This window comes from Achromobacter sp. 1011791174, assembly GCF_059760925.1.
The window spans coordinates 24,771-33,256 of record NZ_JCBANH010000073.1 but is presented as its reverse complement, the minus strand read 5'-3'; the positions used below and the strand labels follow the sequence as shown (position 1 = coordinate 33,256).

At 68.6% G+C, this 8,486-nt stretch carries 9 protein-coding genes; 2 read left to right on the top strand and 7 right to left on the bottom strand.

The genetic code is table 11. The annotated features are described in order from the left end of the window. Positions 1–60 precede the first annotated feature (60 nt). The 6 genes from AC6LJ5_RS21900 to AC6LJ5_RS21875 all read right to left on the bottom strand — a co-directional run bounded on the left by AC6LJ5_RS21900 (position 61) and on the right by AC6LJ5_RS21875 (position 5,706). The gene (locus tag AC6LJ5_RS21900) at positions 61–681 is read right to left on the bottom strand and encodes a GntR family transcriptional regulator (protein ID WP_103275710.1); all 621 of its coding nucleotides are present in this window, start codon (positions 679–681) and stop codon (positions 61–63) included. Positions 682–759: 78 nt separating this feature from the next. After that, entirely contained in the window at positions 760–2,409 is a 1,650-nt protein-coding gene (locus AC6LJ5_RS21895; RefSeq protein WP_103275711.1) for an ABC transporter ATP-binding protein, read from the bottom strand. Then, on the bottom strand, positions 2,406–3,227 hold the full coding sequence (locus AC6LJ5_RS21890) for an ABC transporter permease (RefSeq protein WP_103275712.1): 822 nt from the start codon (positions 3,225–3,227) through the stop codon (positions 2,406–2,408). Before AC6LJ5_RS21890 ends, AC6LJ5_RS21895 begins: the two co-directional genes overlap by 4 nt. Further along, positions 3,224–4,168, bottom strand: coding sequence for an ABC transporter permease (locus tag AC6LJ5_RS21885; protein WP_103275713.1), 945 nt, complete (start codon positions 4,166–4,168; stop codon positions 3,224–3,226). Before AC6LJ5_RS21885 ends, AC6LJ5_RS21890 begins: the two co-directional genes overlap by 4 nt. 61 nt (positions 4,169–4,229) lie before the next feature. Next, positions 4,230–5,093 carry an alpha/beta hydrolase family protein gene (locus AC6LJ5_RS21880; RefSeq protein ID WP_498141613.1) on the bottom strand — a complete coding sequence of 288 codons (864 nt, stop codon included), beginning with the start codon at positions 5,091–5,093 and terminating at the stop codon, positions 4,230–4,232. A gap of 187 nt (positions 5,094–5,280) precedes the next feature. Next, complete coding sequence (locus AC6LJ5_RS21875) at positions 5,281–5,706, bottom strand: Lrp/AsnC family transcriptional regulator (protein WP_103275715.1); 426 nt, start codon at positions 5,704–5,706, stop codon at positions 5,281–5,283. Positions 5,707–5,832: 126 nt separating this feature from the next. On the opposite strand from AC6LJ5_RS21875, the gene ocd reads away from it, so the two are divergent. Both ocd and AC6LJ5_RS21865 read left to right on the top strand, forming a co-directional pair. Further along, positions 5,833–6,915 carry an ornithine cyclodeaminase gene (gene ocd / locus AC6LJ5_RS21870; protein WP_498141612.1) on the top strand — a complete coding sequence of 361 codons (1,083 nt, stop codon included), beginning with the start codon at positions 5,833–5,835 and terminating at the stop codon, positions 6,913–6,915. Between the two features lie 290 nt (positions 6,916–7,205). Further along, on the top strand, positions 7,206–7,985 hold the full coding sequence (locus AC6LJ5_RS21865) for a putative nucleotide-diphospho-sugar transferase (RefSeq protein ID WP_498141611.1): 780 nt from the start codon (positions 7,206–7,208) through the stop codon (positions 7,983–7,985). A 101-nt stretch (positions 7,986–8,086) separates the two neighbouring features. Here AC6LJ5_RS21865 and AC6LJ5_RS21860 read toward each other — a convergent pair whose 3' ends face one another. Continuing rightward, a complete protein-coding gene (locus AC6LJ5_RS21860; protein ID WP_498141610.1) occupies positions 8,087–8,476 on the bottom strand; it encodes a type III secretion system chaperone in 390 nt (129 codons plus the stop codon). Positions 8,477–8,486 lie beyond the last annotated feature (10 nt).

The window sequence follows — 8,486 nt, the reverse complement described above, 5'->3', positions numbered from 1 at the left end:
CCCCGGGCCGGCGGGACAGCCCGCCGGATCAGGGAATGAAGCCGCGATTCGCGGCCGCGCTCAGGAAATGTCCTGGCCCACGTGCGCCGCGATGATCTTCTGCAGGCGCTTGACGTCGCGCGCCTCGAGCGCGTCGACCATGTCGAAATGTTCGCGCGCGGACATCTCGATGCGCGCGCGCGTCACCCATTCCTTGGCCGGCGCCGCCGGCCCGCGCGCGCGGGTTTCCTGGATCAGCGCGACCAGTTCGCGGTTGCTGCACAGGTCGTACAGCGCCGCGTGGAAGGCCAGGTTGACCTCGTACTGTTCCAGCAGCGTGCCGTCCTGCAGCAACTTGGCGAAGCGCTCGGCCAGCGCGCGCAGCGCGCGCACCTTGGCGCTGGTGACGTTGGGCATCAGGTCGGCCGCCGCGCCGGTCTCGAGCAGGATGCGGATGTCGCGGATCTGCCCGTGCACGTCCGGATCCATGGCATACACGTGGTAGCCCCGGTTCGGGATGTGCGCGATCAGGCGCTTGGCCGTGAGCTGGTCCAGCGCCCGGCGCACTTCCAGGCGCGTGCAATCGTAGCGCTCCTGCAGATCGATCTGTTTCAGCCAGGCGCCGGCCCCGTACACGCCCGACTGGATGTCGTGGGCGATACGGTCGACCAGGCCCGGCTGCGTCGCCGCCGCTTTCGGCATGGACCACTCCCGAGAATCAAATCCAAAGCGCGTATTTTATGCACACTCCCCGCCGGACATCGATCCCCGTTTCCCCCGTCAGGCCCGGGCCGCCGCCGGTTCGTCCAGCCGCCAGCGCAGGCGCACGCCGCCCGACGGGGTGGACTCCAGCGCCGGGATCGCGGACAGCAGCTTGCGGGTGTAGTCCTCGCACGGCCGGTCGAATACCTCGTCGCGCGCGCCCTGCTCGACGATGGCGCCGTCGCGCATGACCACCACGCGATCGGCCACCTGCTCCACCACGCCCAGGTCGTGGCTGATGAACAGGCAGGAAAAGCCGTGCCGCGCCTGCAGGTCGGCGAACAGGTCCAGCACCTGCGCCCGCACCGTCACGTCCAGCGCCGACACCGGTTCGTCCGCGATCACGAAGGCCGGCCGCCGCACCACCGCCCGCGCGATCGCCACGCGCTGGCGCTGGCCGCCCGACAGCTCGTGCGGATAGCGACCGGCGTATTCCGAGCCCAGGCCGACCTCGGCCAGCACCTCGTCCACGCGCCGGCGCTTGTCCTGGGCGGACAGGCCGCCCAGCATGCGCAGCCCTTCGCCCACCAGTTCGCCGATGGTCATGCGCGGATCCAGCGAGGAATACGGATCCTGGAACACCATCTGGCAATTGAGCCGGTAGTCGCGCCAGCTCGCGGCGCGCCGGTCCACCGCCGCCCCGCGAAACAGGATCTGGCCGGACGACGGCGCCAGCAGCCCGGCGATGGCGCGGCCCAGCGTGGTCTTGCCCGAGCCGGACCCGCCCACCACCGCCACCACCTCGCGCGGCCGCACCTGCAGGTCGATGCCATGCAACGCGCGCTTGGCGCCGGTGCGCGAGAACAGGCGCTGGCGGCCGGCGTAGTCGATCACCAGATTCCTGACCTCGACGATGGGCGCCTCCCGGTTGACCGCCCGCGCCGGCTGCCGGCGCGGCATCGCATCCAGCAGCTTGCGCGTGTAGGGATGGGCGGGCCGCTCCAGGATGGCGGCCGTGGCGCCCTCCTCCAGCACGCGCCCGTGCTGCATCACCACCATGCGTTCGGTGTAGCGCGCCACCATGGGCAGGTCGTGGCTGATCATCAGCACGGCCGTGCGATGCTCGCGGGTCAGCGCCACCATCAGTTCCAGCACATCGCGCTGCACCACCGCATCCAGCGCCGTCGTCGGCTCATCGGCGATCAGCAGCGCAGGCTCCAGCAGCATCACCGAGGCCAGCATCATGCGCTGGCGCATACCGCCGGAGAATTCATGCGGCCAGGCCTGGACCGCCGCCTTGGGATCGCGTATGCCCACGCGCGCCAGCATGTCCAGCACCCGTTCGCGCCGCTCGGCCGCGCCCAGGCGGTCACGATGCAGCTTCAGACCTTCCTCCAGCTGGCGACCGATGGACATGGACGGGTTGAGCGAAGTCATCGGCTCCTGGAACACCATGCCGATGCGCGCCCCGCGCAGCCCGCGCAGTGCGGCGGCGCTGGCGCGCGGCACGTCCACGCCCTCGAACAGGATCGAACCGCCCGCCACCTTGAGGGGCGAGGGCGTCAGCCCCATGATGGCGCGCGCCGCCTGGGTCTTGCCACTGCCGGACTCGCCGACGATGCCGACCATCTCGCCCGGCGCGACCGAGAAGGACACGTCGCTGACGATCTCGCGCCCGCCGGCGCCCACGGTCAGGGTCAGCCCCGACACCGATACCAGTGCGCTCATTGCACGCCCCTCATGCGCGGATCGAAACGGTCCCGCACCGCGTCGCCCAGCAGGTTGATGCCCAGCAGCGCCAGCGCGATGGACAGCCCCGGGAAGATGGACAGGTAGGACGCCTGCGCCATGAACGGCCTTGCGGCGGCCAGCATGTTGCCCCAGGTCGGCGCGGGCGGCGGCACACCCAGGCCCAGGAAGGACAGCGCGCTCTCGGCCAGGATGACCCAGCCGAACATGGACGTGGCCAGCACCGTCAGCGGCGCGATGCAGTTCGGCAGCACGTGGCGCCACATCGTGTACAGCTCGGAATTGCCCAGCACGCGCGAGGATTCGATGAATTCCTTTTCGCGCAGGGACAGCACGGTGCCGCGCACGATGCGCGTGACCGACGGCGTGTACGCCAGGCCCAGCGCCAGGATGATGCCGTACTTGTTGGCCCCCACCACCGCCAGCAGTCCCAGCGCCAGCAGCAGGCCCGGAAAGGCCAGCAGGGCGTTGTTGAAGGCCATGATGATGCGGTCGGTCCAGCCGCGCACGAAACCGGTCAGCGTGCCTATCAGCGTGCCGGCGACGATGGCGAAGCTCACCGTCAGCAGGCTGATCCAGACGCTGCTGCTGGCGCCCGCCAGGAGGCGCGACAGCTCGTCGCGCCCGAACTCGTCGGTGCCGAGCAGGAAGCCGCCGCCGGGCGGCTTGAGCCGCGCGGCGAAATTGATCTTCAGCGGATCGTGCGGCGTCCACAGTTCCCCCATGACGGCGGCCACGAGCATCACGCCGACGATCAGGCCGCCGATCAGCGCGTTGGCTGGAATCTTCTTTTTCATTCGGCGGTCACTCTCGGGTCGAAAATGGGATAGCACAGGTCGATCAGCAGGTTCACCACCACATAGACCACGCCCACGAACAGCAGGCAGCCCTGGATCACCGGATAGTCGCGGGCAAAGATCGCGTCCACCAGCAGCCGGCCCAGGCCGGGAATGGTGAACACGGTTTCCACCACGGCGATGCCGCCCAGCAGATTGCCCAGCACCAGCCCGATCAGCGTCCAGGTCGGGCCAAAGGCGTTGCGGAACGCGTGGCGCATCAGCACCGCCGATTCCGGCAGGCCCTTGGCGCGCGCGTGCGTGATGTAGTCCAGCCGCAGCACTTCCAGCGTGCTGGCCCGCGCCATGCGCAGGAGCACGCCGATCTCGTGCAGGAACAGCGTGGCGATGGGCATGATCAGATACAGCAGCCCCGCCTTCCAGTCCTCGCCGACGGACACATAGCCGACCACCGGCAGCCATTGCAGCTTGAGGCCGAACAGGATCAGCATCAGCAGGCCGAGCCAGAACGTGGGGATGGACACCAGCAGCGTGGCCGTCGACACCAGCGCCAGGTCGGCGGCCTGGTTCTGCTTCCAGGCGGCGATCATGCCGGCCGGCACCGCCACCAGCGCGGCCAGGATCACGGCCACCACCACCACGCGGCCGCTGACCAGGAAGCGGTCCCATACCAGCGACAGCACGGGCTGGCCGGTATTGATCGACGATCCCAGGTCGCCGTGCAGCATGTTCGAGAACCAGATGCCGAACTGGGCGGCCCAGGTCTGGTCCAGTCCCAGCCGCGCCCGCAGGTCGGCCAGCGCGGCCGGCGTGGCCAGGTCGCCCAGCAGCAGCTGGGCGGGGTCGCCGGGAATCAGGCGGATCATCACGAACACCGCCACCGCCACGATCAGCAGCGTGGGCACGGCCATCAAGATCCGGGACAGCGCAAAACGCAGCATGGCTCGCTCCTCTCAGTTCCGCCGGCCGGCGACGACCCGGACGCACCGGACAGATCCGGCCTTATTCATTGCGCAGCCGGCGCAGCGTGGCAGCCAGGAAATCCTGCACCTGCGGCACGCACTTCAGGCCGTCGTGCGGCACGTTGTCCACCAGGTCCAGCACCGCGTGCACGCCGGCCGCCTCGAACGAGCGGCGCAGCGACTCCAGCCGTTTCGGACGGGTCAGCCCGGCCGAGTTCGCGCCCGGCATGTGGAACTTGCCGCCCTCGCGATGCGTGATCTCCCAGGTCTCCAGGTCGGCCTTGCCCACGATCATGTGCACGGCCACCTTGCGCAGCGCCTCGGCGTCGACAGCCTTGCCGAAGCGCGCCTGCGCATCGCGCACGCCGACCCACCAATCCTGTTCGGGATCCAGCAGCGTGACCGAGCCCGGCGCGCCGATGGAAACGGCCCACAGCGTCTCGGGATGCAGCAGGGCGTAGCGGTTCACGAACTGGCCCCCGCCCGAGTAGCCGAACAGGCCGAAGCGCTCGAAGCGCCGGCCGAACTTCTCGCCGACCTCGGCCACCATGTCCTGCAGCACGTGGTCGTAGCGGATCCCGCCTTCATGCAACTGCTTGAAGCCGTCGCGGTTGCCATCGCCCAGCACGCCCACCGGAAACAACGGGCACAGCACGATGCAGTCGTTCCAGCGCGCGAACTCGGCGAAGGCGTCGCGGTACTCGACGAAGGCGCGGCCGGTGCCGTGCATGACCACCACCAGCTCCACCGGATGGCGCGCGCTGTCGATATGCGGCGGCACGTACATGCAGTACGAGAAGCGCGGATCGCTGCGGGCCGCGAAGATGGTGCTGTGCCCCAGGTCATAGATGGCCCGGGCGCGGGCATGGTCGGAAGGAACGGCGGTAGCTGCGCTGGACTGCATGGCTCTCTCGGTTGGCCGGCGGCGAAGGCCGCCGTCCGCGATGGCGCGGAAATTATGAAACATAAATTGGCGCCAATTTTAGGAATGAGCAAACCCGTCCCACAAGGCTGGGAAATCCCTAGGTAGAACAAGAATCGGGAAAAGGACGGGGATCGGGGCCAGGCGCCCGCTGCCGGGCGGCCCGCGCTCAGTCGAGCTTGTAGCTCTTGAGGTGGATGCTGGTCTCGGTGGCGGAGATCGCCTTGATGAGCCGGACGCGGTCCAGCGCCTGGGACATTTCCTCGATATTGGCCACGCTCAGCTCGGCCAGCAGGTCCCAGCGGCCATTGGTGTCATGCAGGCCCACCACGGCGGGGTCGCCCAGCAGCAGGCTGACGACGCGGCGGGTTTCGTTGCCGTCCACGGCGATGCTCATCCAGGCGCCGATGCGGTTGGGCTCGGATTCCGGCCGCAGCCGCACCGTATAGCCCACGATGATGCCGGCATCTTCCAGGCGCGTGATGCGGTTGTTCACCGTGCCGCGCGAGACGCCCAGTTTCTTGGCCAGGGTGGCCACCGTGCTGCGGGCGTCGGCGCGCAACAGGCTGAGCAATTGTTGATCCAGTGTGTCCATTATTGTCATTTCGACAGGCGATTGGCGCCAATGTGAAATCTTATACGTGTTTTCCTGCCGAAATGGCAGCTTCCGGCTGACGCCGCCTTTGGTCAGAATTTTCATCAGTACAGAAGGAGACACCTCATGAGCACGCTGCTCACCACCAAAGACGTCGCCACGCTCATCGCGACGCGCACCCTGCCCCGCTGCCTGGAAGACCTGGCCGGACGCATCCGCGCCGACTTCCTGCGCTGGCCCGAATTCGAAAAATCCGCCCGCCTGGCCAGCCATTCCAAACAGGGCGTGATCGAACTCATGCCCGTGGCCGATGCCGATTTCTACAGTTTCAAATACGTCAATGGCCACCCGCAGAATCCGCATATCGGCCTGCCCACCGTCATGGCCCTGGGCGTGCTGGCCGACGTGGCCACCGGCATTCCCCTGCTGGTGTCGGAACTGACCCTGACCACCGCGCTGCGCACGGCCGCCATGTCCGCCGTGGCCGCGCAGGCGCTGGCCCGTCCCGGCGCGCGCAGCATGGCGCTGATCGGCAACGGCGCGCAAAGTGAATTCCAGGCCCTGGCCTTCCATCACCTGCTGGGCATCAACGACATCCGCGCCTACGACCTGGATCCCGCCGCCACCCGCAAGCTGGTCGCCAATCTGGCGCGGGTTCCCGGCCTGCGCCTGCGGCCCTGCGCCAGCGCGGCCGAGGCGACGCGCGGCGCCGACATCGTCACCACGGTCACGGCGGACAAGGCCTACGCCACCATCCTCACCGCCGACATGGTGGAAGACGGCATGCACCTGAACGCGGTCGGCGGCGACTGTCCCGGCAAGACCGAGCTGCACCGCGACGTGCTGCTGCGCGCCAGCACCTTCGTCGAATACGAGCCGCAGACCCGCATCGAAGGCGACATCCAGCAGATGCCCGCCGACTACCCCGTCACGGAACTGTGGCGCGTGCTGGCCGGACAGGCGCCGGGCCGCCGCGACGCCGGCGAGGTGACGCTGTTCGATTCCGTGGGCTTCGCGCTGGAAGACTATTCGGCGCTGCGCTACCTGGCCGACTCGGCGCGGGAGCTGGGCCTGGGCCAGCCGGCCGGACTGATACCCGATCTGGCCGACCCGCGCGATCTGTATGCGCTGGTCGAAGCCAGCCGGACGGTCGGGGTCCAGGGCGAAGTCGCGGTGCCGGCCCGCGACAGCCACGCGCTCTGCGCCTAGTCCGGCCGTCCGACCTCGGGATGCAGGGAGAACCTGCCAGCCACCTTGGCTGGCGGCCGCGCGGCCCTGGCATGCGCCATCCCGGGCCGTCGAGGCGCGTGCGAGGTGCCCACGCAATGACGTTCCAGTGCATTGCCGCACCGCAGGCGCCAGGAAGGCGCGCGATATACTCGGCCACCGCAAGCCAAGCCTCGACGGTGGGCCCGGCGCACAGCACGCACGTCCCGCGTGCCCGCCCCCGCCCGAGCGCACCGGCACACTCATGAATTTCGGATTGTCACGACAAGCCCATGCTGCAATGGCTCAGACGCAAACTGTCCCCATGGTCGCCGGAACATCAGCGCTCGGTCGCGAAGTTTCCCGGCCAGGCTGAACTCGACCCGCCATCTCCCGCCGACCTGGCCGCCATGGGCATGACGGTGGCCTTCTTTACCCGCGACAGCATTTACGAAACGGAAAAGAACCGGCTGGTCCGCTCCGCTGAAAGGCTCCAGCTTCCCGTCGACGCCCAGGCTATCGACACCACCGGATCCTGGGTGCGCAACGCCGCCATGAAGCCCGGCGTGCTGGTCGGCATGCGGCGCAAGCACCGCGGCCCCATGCTCTATGTGGACGTGGACGCGGTGTTCCATCGCAATCCCTGGCCCAGCCTGGCCGCGCTGGATTGCGACATCGCCGCGTACCACGAGCCCGACGGCCATCTGCTCAGCGGCACGCTGTACATCAACGACACGCCGGCGGCGGCCACCCTGCTGGATGAATGGGCGGCGGCTTGCGGCGCCAATCCCGATGAATGGGACCAGCTCGTGCTCGAACGCATCCTGGCCGAGGATGCCGCGCGCGCCGAACCGCGCTACCGCCAGGCGCGGCTGCCCGTCGCCTATTGCTGGATCTTCGACAAGATCGACAATGCGGCATCGGCGCAGGTCTACATCGAACACCTGCAGGCCAGCCGGGAGAGCCAGCCGCTCAAGGGCCTGTTCCGCAAGCCCGGCCGCAACGTGCGACGCCGCCGCGACCGGATCCACACGATAGAGAAGATCCTGTTCCCCGGCGCGCGCGGCCGCTGACAGGCGGTACGGGCGAGGCCTCGCGGATTGCCCTGATTTCCCATGGCGCGAGGCCGCGCCGTCCAGGTGCATCCTTGCGCATGCATTGCCTCGCAGCCGGTTCAGGCTTCGAGGCAGGCCTGCGCGGCCGATAGCGTCCGCAGGATGGCATGATGCAACGCATCGGCCGTCAGGCCACAGGCCGGCAGCCGGCGCCACAGCACCAGGGCGCCGCTATCCGGATCGATGCCGGCGGCGGCACCGCCCAGGTTCTGCCCCAGGTAGGCATCAGACAGCAACGCCATGGCGCCCTGCCCGTCCAGCGCCACGGGACGGTCGCCCACCTGCGCAATCAGCAACACCTCTTCCTGCGCCGCGTCCCACGCCAGTATCACCGCCTGCCGTCCTGGCGGCGGCGACAGCACGCAATGGTCGGCTGCGGGGTCCGTGAAGGGCTGTCCGGTCCGCGCGCAATAGGCATTGACCAGGATGTGGAAGGTATCGCGGTTCATGTCTGCCCCG

Coding starts and splice junctions, on each gene's coding strand:
- AC6LJ5_RS21875 (WP_103275715.1), bottom strand. CDS start 5,706: ATGGACACACTGGATCAACAATTGCTCAGCCTGTTGCGCGCCGACGCC.
- AC6LJ5_RS21860 (WP_498141610.1), bottom strand. CDS start 8,476: ATGAACCGCGATACCTTCCACATCCTGGTCAATGCCTATTGCGCGCGG.
- AC6LJ5_RS21865 (WP_498141611.1), top strand. CDS start 7,206: ATGCTGCAATGGCTCAGACGCAAACTGTCCCCATGGTCGCCGGAACAT.
- AC6LJ5_RS21890 (WP_103275712.1), bottom strand. CDS start 3,227: ATGAAAAAGAAGATTCCAGCCAACGCGCTGATCGGCGGCCTGATCGTC.
- AC6LJ5_RS21895 (WP_103275711.1), bottom strand. CDS start 2,409: ATGAGCGCACTGGTATCGGTGTCGGGGCTGACCCTGACCGTGGGCGCC.
- AC6LJ5_RS21885 (WP_103275713.1), bottom strand. CDS start 4,168: ATGCTGCGTTTTGCGCTGTCCCGGATCTTGATGGCCGTGCCCACGCTG.
- ocd (WP_498141612.1), top strand. CDS start 5,833: ATGAGCACGCTGCTCACCACCAAAGACGTCGCCACGCTCATCGCGACG.
- AC6LJ5_RS21880 (WP_498141613.1), bottom strand. CDS start 5,093: ATGCAGTCCAGCGCAGCTACCGCCGTTCCTTCCGACCATGCCCGCGCC.
- AC6LJ5_RS21900 (WP_103275710.1), bottom strand. CDS start 681: ATGCCGAAAGCGGCGGCGACGCAGCCGGGCCTGGTCGACCGTATCGCC.